We start from the raw sequence: 16,925 nt of genomic DNA on the forward strand, positions 1-16,925 counted from the left end.
GGAACCCACCGGCCGACCAGCCGTTCCCATGCGGGCAAAAATCGAGCCGGACGGGTGCTCCTTTCGTCTTGAAGCCCCAGGATGTTGTCTCCGCGTGGGCAAAAAAGGAATCGGACTGCAGCTGTTCGGGCCATGGGAGGGTGACGCCGATCCGTATTTCCCGCGAACAGAGAGAGTTTGGCTGTGGGGCTCGGGCCAAACACGGTAGGTGGTGCCGCCCGTGATGGTGGCCGTTGCTGGAGGCGGCTGGGCGAGGCGGTATTATGATCAGTTGTGACTACCGCCTTTCCCTCGTCGGCAGCCGCACCGGGTGGGTGGGGCGGTGGGGATGGCCTGGGTGATCCCGGTGTAGACGGGCGGGCGGTGGGCGCGGGTGCGGAGGCTGCGGGCAGGGGCGTGGGGCCCGGGCCTGTTATCGAGGTGGACGGGGTCGGGAAGACCTTTGTGGTGCGGCGCAGGGCCGGGCGGGTGCGGCGGGAGCGGGTGGACGTTGCCGCTGTGAGTGACCTGACCTTCCGGGTCGACGCCGGGGAGATGGTCGGGTATCTGGGGCCGAACGGGGCGGGGAAGTCCACGACGATCAAGATGTTGATCGGGATTCTGGTGCCCAGCGCCGGGCGCATCCGGGTCTGCAGTCTTGACCCGTCCCGACAGCGCACGGAACTGGCGCGTCGGCTGGGGGTGGTTTTCGGGCAGCGTACGACGCTGTGGTGGGATCTGCCGTTGCGGGACAGCTTCGATCTGCTCCGGCGTATTTACCGAATCCCGGCGGGACGGTATCAGGAAAACCTCGACCAATTTGTCGAGCTGTTACAGCTCGCCTCTTTTCTTGACACGCCCGTCCGGCAGCTCTCGCTCGGTCAGCGCATGCGCGGCGATCTCACGGCCGCGCTGCTGCACGACCCGGAGATCGTGTATCTGGACGAGCCGACGATCGGTCTCGACGTCGTCTCCAAGGCCGCCGTACGCGGCTTCCTCACCGCGCTCAACCGGGAGCGCGGGACCACCATCATGCTCACCACCCACGACATGACCGACATCGAGCAGATGTGCCCGCGGGTGCTCGTCATCGACCACGGCCGGCTGGGTTTCGACGGGCGGCTGGCGGACCTGCGCGCCCAGATCGGCGGGGAGCGCGTCCTGGTCGTCGACCTGGCCGAGCCTTGGCCGCCGATCGACGTGGCCGGTACCCGGGTGGTCGAGGTGGACGGGCCCCGCCAGTGGCTGGCGTTCCCGGCGGGCGAGAGCGCGGCGCCACTGGTCGCCGCCGTGGCCGACCGGTACCCGCTGGTCGACCTGTCCATCCGCGAACCGGCGATCGAGGAGATCATCACCCGGCTGTACACCTCGGGCACCTCGGGCACCGCAGGCAGCGTGAGCACCTCGGGCAGCGTGAACTCCTCGGGCGCCGCGAGTTCCCCGGGCATCGTGGACTCCTCGGGCGCGAGGAACCCGTGACCGCGACATCGCTGAGAGCTATACCACCCGCAGCGGCACTGTCGGCAGCGGCACCGCGAGAAACGGCATCACCGACGGCGGCGTCATCAGCGACGGCAGCGTCATCAGCGACGGCATCGCTGACAGTGGCGTCGCGGTGAGAGGGGGTGTCGGCACCTATCTCGCGGTCGCCCGGTACAGCGCTCGGCGATATGCCGGCTACCGGGCCGCCACGGTCGCGGGCGCGTTCACCAACACCGTGTTCGGGATCATCCGCGCCTACGTCCTGCTCCAGGTGTGGCACCAGCGGCCCGGCCTCGGCGGGTACGACACCAGCGGCGTCGTGACGTTCGTCTTCCTCGGGCAGGGGCTGATCACGTCGATGGCGCTGTTCGGCGGCGGCATCGACCTGCCCGAGCGCATCCGTTCCGGCGCCGTCGCGATGGACATGGCTCGGCCGGTGGGCTTCCAGACCTGGTGGCTGGCGGACGACGCCGGGCGCGCCGCCGTCCAGCTGCTCACCCGGGGACTGCCGCCCACGCTGGTCGCGGCCCTCCTGTTCGACCTGCGCCTGCCGACGCCCGCAAGCCCGGCCGCCGCCGCGGGCACGGCGTCCGCCGCCGGTGTGTGGGATGCCGCCGGCGTGTGGGGGCTGTTCGCCGTGTCCGTGGTCCTGGGTTTCCTGGTCAGTTTCGGGCTGCGTTACCTGATCGCCCTCACGACCTTCTGGCTGCTCGACCAGCGAGGGCTGGAAAGCGCCTACACCCTGTTCACGGTGTTCTTCTCCGGCATCTCCATGCCGTTGACGATCATGCCGGGAGTGCTGCGGGACCTTGCCGAGGCGCTGCCCTTCGCCGCGATGATGCAGATACCGGCGGACGTCCTGCTCGGCAACCGGACCGGCGCGTCGCTGGTCGCGGCGATCGCGTTCCAGGTGGGCTGGGCCGTCGCGCTCCTCGCGGCCGGCCGCGCGCTCACCGCCCACGCCACCCGGAAGCTGGTCGTCCAGGGTGGCTGACAACAGCGCGGCCCGCCCCGGCCGCAGGAACAACCGGCACAGCTCGGACGAACGTTCCAGCCAGCACGAACGGCCCAGCCGGGATGAACATCCCTGCCGCAACAAGCGGCACAGCCGGGACGAACATCCCGGCCGGAGCCGCCGGTACGAAGCGGTGCGGCACTATCTGCTGTTCGCGGCGGCCTGGACGCGGGTGGCCTGGCAGTACCGCGCCTCGGTGCTGCTGCTGGCCGTCGGGCAGTTCCTGGCGACCGGGCTGGACATCGCGGTGATCGGCGTGCTGTTCACCCGCGTGCCGCACCTGGCCGGTTTCGGCCTTGCCGAGGTGGGTTTCCTCTTCGGGACGTCCTGCACCGCCTTTGCCGTGTCCAACATGTTCTTCGGGACGCTGGAACGGGTCGGCGAACGCATCCGGGACGGCAGCCTCGACGTGATGCTGGTCCGGCCGGCCGGGCTGCTCGTGCAGGTCGCCACGGACGGTTTCTCCCCGCGCCGTCTCGGTGGGATCGTCCAGGGTGTCGGCGTTCTCGCGCTGTCCCTCGCGGGGCTGGACGTGCCCTGGACCCCTGGCCGCGTCCTGCTCGTCGCCACTATGATTATCTGTGGGGTCGGTATCTTCAGCGCGGTCTGGATCGCCGGGGCGGCGTTCCAGTTCGCCGTCGAGCAGGCCGCGGAGGCGATGAACGCGGTCACCTACGGCGGGAGCTTCCTGACCCAGTACCCGATGTCGATCTACGGCCGGGACGGGATGCGGCTGCTGACCTTCCTCGTCCCGCTGGCGTTCCTCAACTGGCAGCCCGCCCTGTACGTGCTCGGCAAGCCCGACCCGCTGGGCCTGCCGTCCGTGTTCCGTTTCGCCTCCCCGCTGGTGGCCGCCGTCCTGCTGACCCTCGCCGCCGTGGCCTGGCGCGCCGGTCTACGCCACTACCGCTCCACCGGTAGCTGATCTCTCGGCCCGGGCCGAGCACGTCTCGCCCCGGGCCGGATGCGTCCCGCCCGGGGCCGGGCGCGTCACTGACACCGGGACGGGCAGGCCCAGGAGCTTCCGGACCTCGGCGGTGGACTGGATCGAGGCGGCCAGATCCTCACCCTGGGTGATGAAGGTCAGGTCGGTGATCCCGGTGTCCAGGTACGGGGCGCAGAACTCGGCGACGGCCTCGGGCGGCCCGGCCGGCGACCACTTCTCGAAGGCCTCGCGGGGCAGCTTGTAGACGTTCCGCATGTTCTCGGCCAGCCGGTGCGCGGCACGGTCGGGGTCCGGCCCGAACTCGCACCAGACGATGATGCCATGGCGCCAGGCGACGCCGGTGCGGCCGATGCGCGCCGCCTCCTCGTCGACCTGCTCGATGAAGGAGCGCACCCGCCGCGGGGAGGCCCAGATGGCCAGCCAGCCGTCGCCGAGGCTGGCGGTCCGGCGCAGGGCCGCGTCGCCACGGCCGCCGACGAGCAGCGGCACGGGCGGATCGACCACCGGGTGCACCGCCGCGTCGACCAGGTTGAAGATCTCGCCGGCGAACGTCACGGCCTCACCGGTCATCTGACGGCGGATGATCCGCAGGCTCTCGTCCGTCCGCTTACCGCGGGTGCGCGGGTCGACGCCGCAGACCTCCATCTCCCTGCGGTCGTCGCCGCCGACACCGACGCCGAGCACGAGCCGGCCCGGGTGCATCTCGCACACCGTCGACAGCTGCCGGGTGACGGTGGTCGGGTGGCGCAGCGGCAGCTGGTAGATGCCGACGTGCACGGGCAGCTCGTCCTGCAGGTTGAGCAGCATCGTGGCGTTGGTCAGGCCGTCCCAGCCGTAGCCGCCGTGGAAGCTCACGTGGTCGCCGCAGTGCAGGTGCCCCAGCCCGGCCTCGGCCGCCAGCCCGAGCAGCCGGCGGCGTTCGGGCGCCGGGTACCGCGCGAGGTCGTCGCTGAAGATCGACAGGCCGATGTTGACCGCTTCAGTCACGACTGCTCCTGTATGCGCCCGGCGAACGCGGCGGGGTGGCTGCCGGCGGCGGAGCGGCCGGTCATCGCGGGTCGCCTTCGGCGAGGAAGCGCTTGCGCTCGGCGTCGATCTCCGGATTATCCATGATCGAATAGCCGTAGAGCGCTTCGATGCGGAGCTGGTCCTCCAGCGGCCGCCCGATGACTTCGAGGATCGTGTCCTTCGCCGACTCCACGGCGCGCTGCGGGTTGCGCAGGATCTTTGCCGCGAGGTCCTCCGCGCAGGCCATCAGCTCGCAGGCGGGCACGACCCGGGAGACGAGGTTGCACTGCAACGCCCGCCGGGCGTCGATCGGCTCGCCGGTCAGCTCCAACTCGAGCGCGATCCCCGCGCCGCAGATGTTCACCAGGCGCACGATGCCGCCGTCGGCGGGGTGCATCCCGCGGCGTAGCTCGAACGAGCCGAACACGCAGTGCTCGGCGGCGACGCGGATGTCGCAGGCCAGCGCGAGCTCCAGGCCGCCGCCGATGACGTAGCCGTTCAGCGCGGCGATGACGGGCTTCTTCGTGCGGTGCAGCCCGCGGGTGATCCCGCCAGCGAAGCCCCTGGGCAGCGCCTCGCGGCCGAGGCTCGGCCCGGCGCCCGTCCAGTGCCCGACCATCGTCGACAGGTCCGCCCCGGCGCAGAACGCCTTGTCCCCGGCACCGGTGAGGATCGCCAGGCGGATCTCCTCGTCGTCACGGAAGTCCGTCCAGATCTCCCGCAGGCGTTCGTTGGCATCGGGATCGATCGCGTTGTGCTTCTCGGGCCGGTTCAGCGTGACGTACGCGATCGGCCCCTTCTTCTCGTAGAGGACCTTGTCCGCAGCCTGGCTCATTTCACCGCCCAGGTCGCCGGCACCCCGCGCATCCCGTTGGTGACGTCCGAGACGTTGGTGAGGTTCGAAAGGCCGCGGCGCGGCCGGGTGAAGGCTTCGCGGCGCTCGGCGCGGCCGCGGTCCCGGCAGGCGAACGCCTCGATGCCGGTTCCGACGGGTAAGGCGATCACAGGTTCGCTCCTGTCGTGAGGGGCCGGGCCGCGGCGAGGAAGCCCTCGACGAGGCCGGGCCGGGAGTAGTAGGCGTCGCCGATCCCGTCGGCCACCCGGCGGCGCTGGTACTCGAACAGGACGGCGAGCTTCCACAGGGCCATCGCCGTGTACCAGTCGACGTCGGGCACCTCGGTGCCGGTGGCGGCCGCGTAGCGGGCGGCCAGCTCGGCGCGGGAGGGGTAGCCGTCGGCGAGGGTCGCCGCGCTCATCTCGGTCAGCGCGTGCGGTGGCTCGCCGGGCACCGCGTAGGTGGCCAGCAGGTAGCCGACGTCGCGCAGCGGGTCGCCGATCGTCGCCAGCTCCCAGTCGAGCACGGCGACCAGCCGGGCGGGCGGGCCGGCGGCGAGCATGACGTTGCCCAGCCGGAAGTCGCCGTGGACGATCGCCGGCGCGGCCGGCGCCGGCGGGTCGTCCACCAGCCAGTCCAGCAGCGCGCCGAGCTCCCCCGGCAGGCCGTGCCCGTCGGGGTCGACGATCCGCGCGAAGCGCCGCAGGTGACGCGTGACGTCGCCGGAGGGCCGCCCGAAATCCCCGAGGCCCGCGGCTGCGTGGTCGACGCGGTGCAGCGCGGCGAGCGTGTCGACGAGCGCCTCACCGACCGCGCGCCTGCCGGCCGGCGTGTCGAGCGCCGGTGGCGTGCGGGTGGTGGCGACGATCCCGGCGACGTGTGCCATGACGTAGAACGGCGCGCCGATCACCGCGGTGGACTCTTCGACGGCGAGGATCCGCGGCACCGGGACCGGTTCGTCCCCCAGCGCCCGCTGCACCCGCGCCTCGCGGACGACGTCGTGGCCGCCCGGCGGGATCGGCGGTGGCGGTGGCCGGCGCACCACCACCCGACACTCGCCGTCGGACACCAGGTAGGTCAGGTTGGAGTGGCCCTCACCGATGCGCCGCAGCGTGATCGGCCCACGGCACAGCCCAAGACCGCGCAGGTAGGCCTCGAGCCGGCCGACGTCGAAGGGCGGCGCGCTCCCGCCGGACGCAACGGCCTCGACAGGTGGGACAGGCCCGGCGGACGGGACGGCCCCGGCGGGCAGGGCGGGCAGGGCAGCCCCGGCGGGCAGGGCAGCCCCGGCGGGCGGGACGGCCCCGATGGTCTCGGCGGGCGGGGCGGTCTCGGAGGATGCGCTCACTGCGCGTCGACCAGCCGCTTCAGGTAGCCGCGGGGCCACAGCGTCTCGAACTGCCCGGCGCCGGCCTCGCCGTCGATGGTCACCTGGCAGGCAGCCTCGGACATCAGCGTGTCGGAGCCGACGGGCAGGTGCAGGATGGCGTAGCGCCGCATCCACAGGTGCGTCGTCCCGCCGTGGGCGTCGGTCAGCTCGGCTTCCAGGCTCTCCTGGCCCATGTCCTTGTCGTAGGTGGCGTGGTGGCGGCTGTCGACGATCGCCACCGGTTCGCCGCCGCGCAGCACGTAGCCGTTGACGCCCAGTTCGCCGCGTGCGATGTGGAACATCGCGTTGAGCTCCGCGCCCGACGGGGTACCGGCGGCGAGCCACTTCCAGTGCTGCACCGCGCTCCAGTGCCGCCGGCCCCAGGAGTGGTCGCGGTGCGCCCACACGTCCGCGAACGGGATGACCCGCTCGCCGATCCGTAGGGTGCCCGACGCGCGCCCGGCCTGCTCGAAGCGGTTGGCCGCCATCCACGGCGGGCAGCCCGCCGGGTTCTCGCGGTAGCTGAAGGGCCGGTGGCTGGCCTCGAAACGGTAGTCGATGCTCACCTCGTCGCCGGCAAAAACGATCTCGGCGGTGCGCAGCGGATCGGGCTGGCGCAGGTACAGGCCCGCGCAGTGCCAGTCGTCCAGCTCGCTGGCGTCGCCCAGTTCGACGTTGAAGGCGCCCAGGACGACGTTCCGCTCGCGGTCGGGGAAGTAGACGCAGACCTGCCGGCCGGCGACACCGCGCCCGTCGGTCCAGACGTACACCTGCGCGGCGATCCGCTCGTCGGGCAGGACCAGGGTCCAGAACAGGCTGTCGCGGGTCTTCACACCCGGCGCGACCCGGTGGCGCAGGTCGTCGCTCTCGACGATGTGGCCGGTGGCGGACGTGACGCTCATGCGTAGAGTCCCTCAATGATCTTGGCGTAACGCTCTTCGACGGGCCTGCGCCTAAGCTTCGCCGTCGGGGTCAGCTCGTCGCCTCCGGGCACCCAGTCGTGGTCGAGCACCTTCCGGCGTTCGGCCTGCTCGATCCGCGCGAGCCTCTGGTTGCCCCGCCGCACCGCGTCCTCGAAGTAGCCGGGCATGACCGTGACGCCGCCGACGAGGATCTCGCCGAAGCCGCTCAGCGCCAGGTGGTCGGCGTTGGCGTCCGCCACCCGTAAGAACGCCTGGCACAGTGTGGGCTCGGATAAGATCGACTGGATCGTGGTGTTCAGTGGTCCGCTGACTGGTGATGTGCTGTTTGGCGGTGCGGTCGTTGGTCGTGTGGCTGCCACGCTCATGGGCCCGTGCCTCCTCCGGTAGCACCCCAGGACGCTGCCACCGTTGTTGATCGGGGGCTACGGCCCGGCGAGTGAACGCCCTCCCCCTCTGGGCGTAGACAGCTCCGCCCTGTGATGCGCACGCCCTGTGTCACGTAGCTGCGCTACGCTGCCAGGCAGTGGACGAGCTGCCGCAGCGCATCCGCAGCCAGCGCGCGCGGGCCCGGGCGGTCCGTGGCTACGTCGAGAAACAGCTCTGGACGGAGCTGGACCAGCACATCGCGGCCGTGCGCGCCCAGGCCTCCTCCCCCGGCCCCCTTGACTCCCCCGGCCCTGCGGCCCCCGCCGGCCTTGCCGGCCCTGCGGCCCCCGCCGGCCTTGCCGGCCCGGTGGCCTCCGCCGGCTCTGCCGGCTCCGCAGCTCCCGCCGGCTCTGCCGGCCTTGAGGAGCTGGAAACCCTCGTACGCACGGCGGACGAGCTGCGCGCGTGCGAGGAACAGAACCTCTGGATGGGCGACCGCGCGCGCGTCGGGATCCACCGGGCCCTCGGCCGGCTGCGCCGGTGCGCCTCCAGCGCCGCACTGCTCGAGCGCGTCCCGCCCGAACTCACCCGGGCATGCGGGTTCGCCCGGGCGATGATCTCACGCGTCCACCACTCCGAGTGGATCCCGATCCTGCCGCCGCCGGGGGCCGACCCGGACACCGACGCGTTCCGGCGCGCGTTCGGGGACGAGCCCACGCTGCCCCTCCGGCACATGCTGCTCGAGACCGAGATGGTGCGCCGGCGCATCGGCATCCTCGTGGCCGACGCGGCCGGTGACCCGCGCTGCCACGAGGCCTTCGTCACGATCGCCGGTGCGCGCGGCTACGTCGGCGCGCCCCTCATGCCCAGCGGCCGCGTCATCGGCTTCCTGCACGCCGACCGCCGCGGGCAGGACCATCCGGTCACCCAGGACGACCTCGACAACATCGTGCTCTTCGCCGAACACGTCGGGCTGCTGTACGAACGCGCCGTCTTCGCGGAGGAGCTCCAGCACCGCCGCGCCCGCCTCCAGGCGGCCCAGCTCGCGCTCGCGCGTGACCTCGACGCGGTCAGCGACGCCGAGCTGCGCCTCCAGCTGCCGCCCACGCCCGAGGACGACCCGGAGGAGGAGGAGGAGGATCACCGGGACAGCACCCCACCGCCAGGACGGATCGCACTGCTGAGCACCCGCGAGCGCGAGGTGCTCGACCTCATCGTCGCCGGGGAGACCAACAGCGGCATCGCCCGTGAGCTCGTGCTCGGCGAACAGACCGTCAAGACACACGTCGCGCACGTCCTGCGCAAGCTGGGCGCGACCAGCCGGGCCGAAGCCGCCGCCCGCTACCTACGCATGCGAGGCCGGTGACGGCCGTGCCGCCGGACATGCCGCCGGAAAGGACGCCCATGCCGCCGCCACCTTCGACACCGCCAGCGCCGGCGGCACCGCCGGCGTCCCCGGCACCGCCGGCGGCGTCGGCGCACCCGGCCGGCGGACGGCGTGATCCCAGCGAACGGCAGGTCATCGCCGAGGCCGCCCGGCTCACCCAGCGTGCCCAGCGCTCATGGGGGCTCGCGCTGCCGCCGCACCCGCGCCAGCCCGGCCGGAGCCAGCCCGTCGAGGTGTTGCGCCAGCTGCGCGCGACAGCCGACCAGGCCCTGAGCGAGCTTCGCCGGCGGACGGGCCCGGTCGATCCGGAGATCCGTGACGACCTGTTGCGCGCCCTCGAGCTCGAACGCCACCTCAGCCGCCACATCCTGACCCGCAGATCCGCGCGCCGGGCGGCCCTGCGGCGCGGGCTGGAGCGCCTGCGGCCGGTGGCGGATCCAGCACATCTGCTCGACCGCGCCTGCGTCGAGGCGCTGCGTAGCTGCGGTGTGCGGCGCGCGATGCTCAGCCGGGTCAGCGACGGTGTCTGGTCCCCCTGGCGATCGGCCGACACGACCGTCCCGGCCGGCGGAACCGGCTCGGCCGGCCGGGCCGGGCCGGCCGGCCGGAGCAGTTCGGCCGGCACGGTCATCTCGGCCGGCACGGTCATCTCGGCCGGCACGGCGGTCTCGGCTGGCACGGCCAGCGGCACGGGCACCACGGCGGCGTGGCACGAGCTCGGCCCGATGCCCGTCGAGCGCCTTCCGCTGGAGGCCGAGGTCGTGGCCGAGAGACGCCCGGCCCTCGTCGAGCGTCCGGCGAGCGATCCCCGCGTCCACCCTGCGCTGCGCCGGCTGCTGACCAGCTCGTTCGTGGTCGCCCCGATCGCCCCGGCCGACACCGTGATCGGCCTGCTGCACCTCGACCGTTCGGGCGAGGCGCGCGAGGTCGACCGCGACGACCTCGAGGTGGCCTGGGCCTTCGCCGAGGGCTTCGGGCGTGTCTACGAACGCGCGGTCCACCGGCAGCGTCTCGACACGCAACGGCGTCTGGTCCAGCGGGCCGCCCAGCGCCAGGGCCTCGACACCGCGCCGCCCGACCACGCCATCGATCTTCTCCCCACCGTGCCGCGCGCGCCCGGGCGCTACGAGCCCGACACCGCCAGCCCGCCGGTGGACGCCCCCGAGGAGTCACCGGGCATCCTCACGAGCCGTGAACGCGAGGTCGCCGACCTGATGTGCGCCGGCCTGCCCAACGAACAGATCGGCGAACGCCTCGTCATCTCAGCCGCGACCGTCAAGAGCCACGTCCGCGCCATCCTGCGCAAGCTCGGGGCCGCAAACCGCTCCCACGCCATCGCCATCCACCTGCGCCACACACCCAACCCGCCATGACCAGCGGCTGAAAGGCTCCGGGCAACGGCAGCCATCACGACGACAGCGCCCACCGCGGCACGCCGCACGCCACCATCACGGTCACAGAGCATGGTCGGGTCCTCGGCGCAGGAGAGACAGGACAGCTTGCGCACTGTGCCGTGAACTGCTGGTCTTACAGTGGCATGCAGGCGTGTCGCAGGGTCCACACCATGCTTCCCGTGCCGGCTTTGCCGCCCGCGTGCCCGAGTGAGGTGGGGGTGGCTGGCAGGCGGCCGTGCAGGAGGGTCGCGGACAGTGGTGGGACGTCGACGCGCCAGAACACCTCCGGTGGCGATCGCAGCGCCGTGACCAGCACGGCCCGGACGACCGCCGGGTGGGTCACGGCGATCACGTGCTCCGGGTCGGTGGCACGGGCGGCCAGCCAGGCCGCGACGCGGTCGAGCAGGTCCACGACGGATTCGCCGCCGTGCGGCGCCGCGGCCGGATCCCCGGTCCACAGCCGCAGGTCCGCGGGGCTGATCTCGTCGAGCGAGCGGCCCGCCCAGGCCCCGACGTCGAGGTCGCGCAGGGCCGGGTCGGGCGTGGCCGACAGGCCCAGCGCCTGAGCTGTCTGGCGGGTGCGCAGGGAGCGGTCGCACCAGGCCCGCCCACCGCGCAGCACCCGTCCGAAGGGGGTGCGTGACATTTCGGACGTGTGCTCGGGCATGTGCGTCGTGTGCGCTGTGGCCGCGGCGGCGGCCCGGCGGGCTTCGGCGTCGTCGATGGTGTCGTCGTCGGCGCCGAAGCGCGCCGCTCGCACGGCGGCGGTCCGGGCGTGGCTGACCAGGGTCAGCCGCAGCGGCCCGCCCGCACTCACGCCCCGGTGGCGACCGGTGATCCGCCTGGGGCCGTCGGAGCTTCCCCCACCAGCGTCGATACCGGCGTGGCACCCGGTGCCCGGACCGGGGCGGGGCGGTTGGCGCGTTCCGTCAGAGCCCCGAAGAGCAGCCCGACGGTGGCCCACAACGTCGCCTGGATCGCCAGGGAATCGACCCGGAACCGCCACAGCACGTCCGCCGGGAAGCCTTCCGGTGTCTCGTCCGCCGCCGGCAGGGCGTAGTAGGCGAGGCCGATGACGACCAGACCGCCGGCCAGCGCCAGCAGTGCCGCGTCCCACGAGCCGAACCGGGGGGCAAGCCGCCGGGCGGCCACGAAACCGCCGGCGACCACGGCCAGCGCGATCAGCATCGCGGCGAAGTACAGACTGGTGCGATCGGCGATCGTGTCCGGATTGCCGACCGCCGGCGGGTTGGCCGGGTACTTCAGGCTGGGCAGCAGGTACATCCCCGCGAAACCGGCGAGGGCTACCAGCCCCGCGGTCGTGCGGGCGCGCAGCGCTCCCAGCCGGCCCTGCGCGACGGCGTAGGCGAGGGAGAACAGCCCGCCGACGGCGACCCCGAACGCCAGCAGCCCGGTGAACAGGCCGATGGTGCTCTGCACCGTGCGGGACACCACCTCCGGCTCGGCGGGGGCCCCGGGCGCCTCGTGCGCCGCCTCGAACGCGATCGCGAGGCCGACCTGGCTCTCCCCGAAGACCTTCGCGACGACGAAGGCGAGGACGGCGGCGGCCACGCCGACCAGCATCCCGCGGATCAGCAGCGTGCGAACCATGTCGCGCCCCCGCTCAGTGGCAGGGGAAGCCGAGCAGGTGACGCGCGTCGTGCACGAACTCGTGGACGTTGCTGCCGGCCACGAGCGACACCGCGCCCTGCTCCGCACCGACGAAGTAGAGCAGGACCAGCGCCAGCAGCGACCCGAAGAGCGCGAACGGGGCCAGTTCGCTCAGCGGGATCGTCGGCAGCGGCGCGGGGGCGGCAGGGGCGTCCAGAACGCCTGGGTGTGCCATGGCGGGAACCTCCACAGGAATCACGCGTTCCACTCGGGCAGGGCTTGTTCGGTGACGCTCGTCCGACGATGGGTCTGACTTCCGGTGCCGCCCTGGGGGCGACGCCGGTGACAGTGGCGCGACCGTGCCGGATTCACACCGGCTTCCACCGACTCGAACAGTCTGAGAAAAGCAGCAGCCGACCTCGCAGTCAAGCCTGCTCGGCTCACGGATGGCCCGCCGGCGACCGGCGGGCCATCCGTGAGCATTCCATGATGTCCATTGTTACCGCTGTGTCCGAATTGTTCATCCGAAGTGGAACTCGATCCCGCCTCTCGAGTTCGACGCGCTCGGCGTTCATATAAATACAGAGAGCAACCAGTGACGCACGGGACATAAATGATCACCACCGCGGGAGGCCGGCGGACGGCTGCCGGCCGCCGCATCGCGCGAGCACCTCCCGAACGGCTACCGGACCGTCGTCCGCAATGGGCCTGACGGCTGCCGCCACGGCGTACCAAGGACCCGCGGGAAACGGCAACATGTCCGGCGTTCCCAGGAAGAAACCGGACCGGGAGGACGATACACTCGACACCGCTTCCCGTATTCTGTCGGAACCCCTGAATCCCGTGCCATCCAACAGCGCGAGCCAGCAGGGAGATTTCCGCCCGGAACCACGCCGCGACGTGGCCCGGAAGAACACGGAAAAGCTTCGGGACAACGCTCCCCGAAAACCTTGGCCAGACGGCAGGAACAGGAGGATAGCGGTGAGCGACAGAACCGCCGGGAACCAGCCGCTGCATGTTCAGGGCCGGGACGCCGTCATTGCCGGCTCCGCTGGCGTCCGGTGGCGCGACGGGGCACCACCGGACTACCGCCACTCCCGGGAGACAATGCCCCGGGAACGCACCTGCCAGCATGCCGAGGGCTCGCTCGCGGACATCGTCGAGAAGGTGGTCCAGGTATTCGAGATGGAGCTCTCGCACAAGAAGGATCCAGCCCAGTGGGTCAGCATGGTGACCGAACGGCTGCGGGTCCAGGTGAACGGCGGCCCGGCGGCCACCGCCGCCGACCTCGCGGAAAAGGGCAGCTACAACATCCTCATCGGCGAGAACCCCCACTACTCGGCGGGGAACGAAACCTTCGAGTCCTCCCACGAGGTGTTCCACAAAGCCTTCCCCGGCGGCTTCTTCTGGGAGGTGCTGGACGTCTACTCACCACCGCCCGTGATCGCGTTCAAATGGCGGCACTGGGGCACCTTCAGCGGGCCGTACAAAGAGGCGCCCCCGACCGGTGAGCGCATCGAGATCTTCGGTGTCACCGTGGCCCGCTGCGCGGACGACCTCAGGCTGGTCGAGGTCGAGAACTTCTACGACAACACCGCTTTCCTCAGCCGGCTCGCGGGCAGCCATCCGGCGTGAGATCCCGGGCGCGGCATACACCTGCCCGCATGCCGCGCCCACCCGCGACGGTTCACGGAAACCGCCGCGCCGTCAGACGGCCACCGGCACGCGGGTCCAGCCGCGTTGGACGAATGCCGGACGCCGTACCGGTGTGCCGGCCGGACGCAGCCGCGGGAAGCGTTCGATCAGGCAGCGTACGGCGATCGCCACCTCCACCCGGGCCAGCGGCGCGCCCACGCAGAAGTGGACCCCGCCGCCGAAGGCGATGTGCGGGTTCGGCTCCCGGCCGATGTCGAACTCGTCGGCCCGCTCGAACATCTCGCCGTCCCGGTTGGCCGAGCCGAGCAGGGCGGCGATCCGCTCCCCCGCCCGGATGACCGCCCCGCCGATCTCGACGTCCGCCATCGCGGTCCGTTCGAACAGGTGCAGCGGGGAGTCGAAGCGCAGGAACTCCTCGGTCGCGGTGGCGGCGAGCTCCAGCGGCCGCTCGGCCAGCCGCCGCTGCTGGTCGGGATGGTTCAGCAGGACGACCATCCCGTTGCCGAGGCAGTTGACGCTGGCCTCGTGCCCGGCGTTGAGCAGCACCACGACCGTGGCGACCAGCTCGTCCTCGCTGAGCTGCTCACCGTCCTGCTCCGCCTGGACCAGATGGGTGATCACATCGTCCCGGGGGCCGCGCCGGCGGCGCACCGCGAGGTCCCGGACGAAGGCGTCGAACTCGGCCGCGGCGGCGCGGGCGGCGGCCTCCGCGGCGGGCGTCCGCCCGTACTCGTTCATCTTCATCATGGCCGCCGACCAGGGGCGCAGCAGGTGCCGGTCGCCGTCCGGGATACCGAGCAGCTCGGCTATGATCATCACTGGCAGCGGTTCGGCGTAGTCGGTGATCAGGTCGAACGGCTCGCCGTCGCGGGCCCTTTCCGCCAGCCCGTCGAGGAGGCCCCCGCACAGCTCCTCGATGTGCGGGCGCAGCCGCTCGATGTTGCCGCGGACGAACGCCTTGCCGAGCAGGCCCCGCAGCCGGGTGTGCTTGGGCGGCTCGCAGCCGAGGACCGAGTCGCGCTCGAGCTGGTTGAACAGCGCCCACAGGCCCTCGGGCTGTCGCGGCGGGTGGATCCTGCCCAGCGCGCGATGGCGCAGCACCGCGTCGGCGTCGCGGTACCTGGCGGCCAGCCACATCCCGAGCTGTTCGCTCCACAGCGGGCGGCCGGCCGCCCGCAGTTCGGCGAAGACGGGGTACGGGTCGTGGACGAGCCCGGGGTCGTGGGGGTCGAAACAGTCTGCGCCACCAACGATCCGGCGGGACAGGACCACCGTCGGCTCCTTCCGGGACAGGCCAGCACCCCCACGGCCCCCACCATCACTTCGCCTATCGAACCAGCGCCGGCCGGCGCCCGGCGGGGAGACCGACGCCTTTTCCCACCCCCACACGTGCGTGGTCGGCCACACCACCCGCCACGCCCGGCCCGGCAGCCCGGGCACCCACGCCCGCCACGCCCGGCCCGGCAGCCCGGGCAGCCACGCCCGGCCCGGCCCGGTGGTTCAGGGCCTGGACGGCCGGCCGTGGGCCGTGCCCTCGGCGTTCACGGGCCAGAAGTGCCCCACCAGCCGCCAGACGAGCTCCACCAGGGCCATGCCGGCCGCGCCGCAGGTGGCCGCCACGGCGACGACGCCGGCGTCCGACGTGTCGAACTCGAAGACGCGCTGCCCCACCGGCAGCAGCAGGCACAGCAGGAAGCCACCGGCCATGGCAGCCACCAGCAGGACCTTCCACCAGGCATACGGCCGGGCCACCACTGCCAGCACCCATGTTGCGATCATGACAAGCGTGATCACGACGGCGGTGCTCTCCTGCTCGGGCGTGCCCTCGCCGCCGGAGCGGACGAGCAGGTAGGTCACGAAGCTCGCCACCGCCACCACGGCACCCGCCGGCACCGCCCGGCGCATGACCCGCGGCACGAACCCGGCCCGGGCCCGCTCGGTGTTGGGCGCGAGCGCCAGGAAGAACGCCGGGACGCCGATGGTGAACCAGCCGATGAGCGTCACGTGCCGGGGCAGGAACGGGAACCTCAGCTGCGCCGCCCCGATCAGGATGGCCAGCAGCACCGAGTAGACCGTCTTGGTCAGGAACAGGACGGACACCCGCTCGATGTTGCCTATCACCCGCCGTCCCTCGGCCACGACGTGCGGGAGAGCGGCGAAGGTGTTGTCCAGCAGGACGATCTGCGCGACCGCCCGGGCCGCGGGGCTGCCCGAGCCCATGGCCACGCCGATGTCGGCGTCCTTGAGCGCGAGCACGTCGTTGACCCCGTCGCCGGTCATGGCCACGGTGTGGCCGTCGGACTGCAGGGCCCTGACCATGGCGCGCTTCTGGTCCGGCGCCACCCGGCCGAAGATCGACCCCGTCGCCATCCGCTCGGCCAGCGCGGGGATGTCGTCGTCGGGCAGCGTCCGGGCGTCCACCGGCCGGTCGGCACCGGCGATCCCGAGCGTGCTGGCGACCGCCGCGACGGACAGCGCGCTGTCCCCCGATATGATCTTCAGTTCGACGTTCTCCGCCGCGAAGTAGCGCAGGGTGTCGGCGGCGTCGTCGCGGATCTTCTGCTCGATGACGAGCAGCGCCAGTGGGACCACCGTGCCGGGCGCGCCCGGCACGTCCACCGGGATGCCGGCCCGGCCGAGCAGCAGCACCCGCAGCCCCCGGGAGGCCAGCCGGTCGGCCTCGGCGACCGCGGCGTGCCCGGGCGGCAGCAGGACGTCGGGCGCGCCGAGCACCCAGTGCCCGTGCCGGCCGAAGCTCGCCCCGCTCCACTTCCGGGCGGAGGAGAACGCCGCGGCCGCCGTCGCGGCCCAGGTGTCCGGACCGCTCGGGAACGCCTCGGCGACCGCGGCCAGGCTCGCGTTGGGACGCGGGTCGGCGGCGGCCAGCGCCCGCAGCGCCTCGCGCACCTCACCAGCCAGCCGGCCGGCCCCGGCAGCCTCGCCGGCGGCCTCGC

Annotated in this window: 17 protein-coding genes; 6 read left to right on the top strand and 11 right to left on the bottom strand. The window is 72.3% G+C overall.

Going from position 1 to position 16,925, the window contains the following annotated elements; all coding sequences use genetic code 11:
* Positions 1-363 precede the first annotated feature (363 nt).
* From NBX02_RS14080 to NBX02_RS14090, 3 genes are all read left to right on the top strand, one after another.
* Positions 364-1,458: an ATP-binding cassette domain-containing protein gene (locus NBX02_RS14080; protein WP_250291683.1), complete on the top strand. Its 1,095-nt coding sequence runs from the start codon at positions 364-366 to the stop codon at positions 1,456-1,458.
* A gap of 136 nt (positions 1,459-1,594) precedes the next feature.
* Complete coding sequence (locus NBX02_RS14085; protein ID WP_250284643.1) at positions 1,595-2,455, top strand: ABC-2 family transporter protein; 861 nt, start codon at positions 1,595-1,597, stop codon at positions 2,453-2,455.
* A complete protein-coding gene (locus NBX02_RS14090; RefSeq protein WP_250291685.1) occupies positions 2,448-3,401 on the top strand; it encodes an ABC transporter permease in 954 nt (317 codons plus the stop codon). The genes NBX02_RS14085 and NBX02_RS14090 overlap by 8 nt, the downstream gene beginning before the upstream one ends.
* On the opposite strand, the gene NBX02_RS14095 is transcribed toward NBX02_RS14090, so the two are convergent.
* From NBX02_RS14095 to NBX02_RS14120, 6 genes are all read right to left on the bottom strand, one after another.
* Positions 3,372-4,409, bottom strand: a complete 1,038-nt coding sequence (locus tag NBX02_RS14095) for an LLM class flavin-dependent oxidoreductase (RefSeq protein WP_250284647.1) — start codon at positions 4,407-4,409, stop codon at positions 3,372-3,374. The two genes, NBX02_RS14090 and NBX02_RS14095, sit on opposite strands and share 30 nt — an antisense overlap.
* Before the next feature lie 61 nt (positions 4,410-4,470).
* Positions 4,471-5,265: an enoyl-CoA hydratase-related protein gene (locus tag NBX02_RS14100; protein ID WP_250284650.1), complete on the bottom strand. Its 795-nt coding sequence runs from the start codon at positions 5,263-5,265 to the stop codon at positions 4,471-4,473.
* Positions 5,262-5,435, bottom strand: coding sequence for a hypothetical protein (locus tag NBX02_RS14105; protein WP_250284651.1), 174 nt, complete (start codon positions 5,433-5,435; stop codon positions 5,262-5,264). The genes NBX02_RS14100 and NBX02_RS14105 overlap by 4 nt, the downstream gene beginning before the upstream one ends.
* A complete protein-coding gene (locus NBX02_RS14110) occupies positions 5,432-6,613 on the bottom strand; it encodes a phosphotransferase family protein (RefSeq protein ID WP_250291687.1) in 1,182 nt (393 codons plus the stop codon). Before NBX02_RS14110 ends, NBX02_RS14105 begins: the two co-directional genes overlap by 4 nt.
* Positions 6,610-7,536 carry a DUF7064 domain-containing protein gene (locus NBX02_RS14115; protein ID WP_250291690.1) on the bottom strand — a complete coding sequence of 309 codons (927 nt, stop codon included), beginning with the start codon at positions 7,534-7,536 and terminating at the stop codon, positions 6,610-6,612. The genes NBX02_RS14110 and NBX02_RS14115 overlap by 4 nt, the downstream gene beginning before the upstream one ends.
* Positions 7,533-7,922 (bottom strand): hypothetical protein, encoded by a 390-nt coding sequence (locus NBX02_RS14120; protein WP_250284654.1) that lies wholly within the window; start codon positions 7,920-7,922, stop codon positions 7,533-7,535. The genes NBX02_RS14115 and NBX02_RS14120 overlap by 4 nt, the downstream gene beginning before the upstream one ends.
* 158 nt (positions 7,923-8,080) lie before the next feature.
* Between NBX02_RS14120 and NBX02_RS14125 the strand changes: the two genes are divergently transcribed.
* Complete coding sequence (locus NBX02_RS14125; RefSeq protein ID WP_250291691.1) at positions 8,081-9,289, top strand: LuxR C-terminal-related transcriptional regulator; 1,209 nt, start codon at positions 8,081-8,083, stop codon at positions 9,287-9,289.
* A 38-nt stretch (positions 9,290-9,327) separates the two neighbouring features.
* Positions 9,328-10,683, top strand: coding sequence for a LuxR C-terminal-related transcriptional regulator (locus NBX02_RS14130; protein ID WP_250284657.1), 1,356 nt, complete (start codon positions 9,328-9,330; stop codon positions 10,681-10,683).
* A 154-nt stretch (positions 10,684-10,837) separates the two neighbouring features.
* Here the strand turns inward: NBX02_RS14130 and NBX02_RS14135 are convergent, their stop codons facing one another.
* The 3 genes from NBX02_RS14135 to NBX02_RS14145 are packed head-to-tail and all read right to left on the bottom strand — an operon-like array spanning position 10,838 to position 12,550.
* Positions 10,838-11,521 (bottom strand): histidine phosphatase family protein, encoded by a 684-nt coding sequence (locus NBX02_RS14135; RefSeq protein ID WP_250284658.1) that lies wholly within the window; start codon positions 11,519-11,521, stop codon positions 10,838-10,840.
* On the bottom strand, positions 11,518-12,315 hold the full coding sequence (locus NBX02_RS14140; RefSeq protein WP_250284660.1) for a CbtA family protein: 798 nt from the start codon (positions 12,313-12,315) through the stop codon (positions 11,518-11,520). Before NBX02_RS14140 ends, NBX02_RS14135 begins: the two co-directional genes overlap by 4 nt.
* A gap of 13 nt (positions 12,316-12,328) precedes the next feature.
* A complete protein-coding gene (locus NBX02_RS14145) occupies positions 12,329-12,550 on the bottom strand; it encodes a CbtB domain-containing protein (RefSeq protein WP_250284662.1) in 222 nt (73 codons plus the stop codon).
* Between the two features lie 746 nt (positions 12,551-13,296).
* Between NBX02_RS14145 and NBX02_RS14150 the strand changes: the two genes are divergently transcribed.
* A complete protein-coding gene (locus NBX02_RS14150) occupies positions 13,297-13,950 on the top strand; it encodes an ester cyclase (RefSeq protein ID WP_250284665.1) in 654 nt (217 codons plus the stop codon).
* Between the two features lie 72 nt (positions 13,951-14,022).
* Here NBX02_RS14150 and NBX02_RS14155 read toward each other — a convergent pair whose 3' ends face one another.
* Both NBX02_RS14155 and NBX02_RS14160 read right to left on the bottom strand, forming a co-directional pair.
* Positions 14,023-15,243: a cytochrome P450 gene (locus NBX02_RS14155; RefSeq protein WP_250284666.1), complete on the bottom strand. Its 1,221-nt coding sequence runs from the start codon at positions 15,241-15,243 to the stop codon at positions 14,023-14,025.
* Between the two features lie 228 nt (positions 15,244-15,471).
* The coding region (locus tag NBX02_RS14160) for an HAD-IC family P-type ATPase (protein ID WP_250291693.1) at positions 15,472-16,925 on the bottom strand (1,454 nt) is incomplete at its 5' end.

Source organism: Protofrankia sp. CiP1_Cm_nod1 (assembly GCF_920888515.1).
In the GTDB taxonomy this organism is placed as follows: Bacteria; Actinomycetota; Actinomycetes; order Frankiales; family Frankiaceae; genus Protofrankia.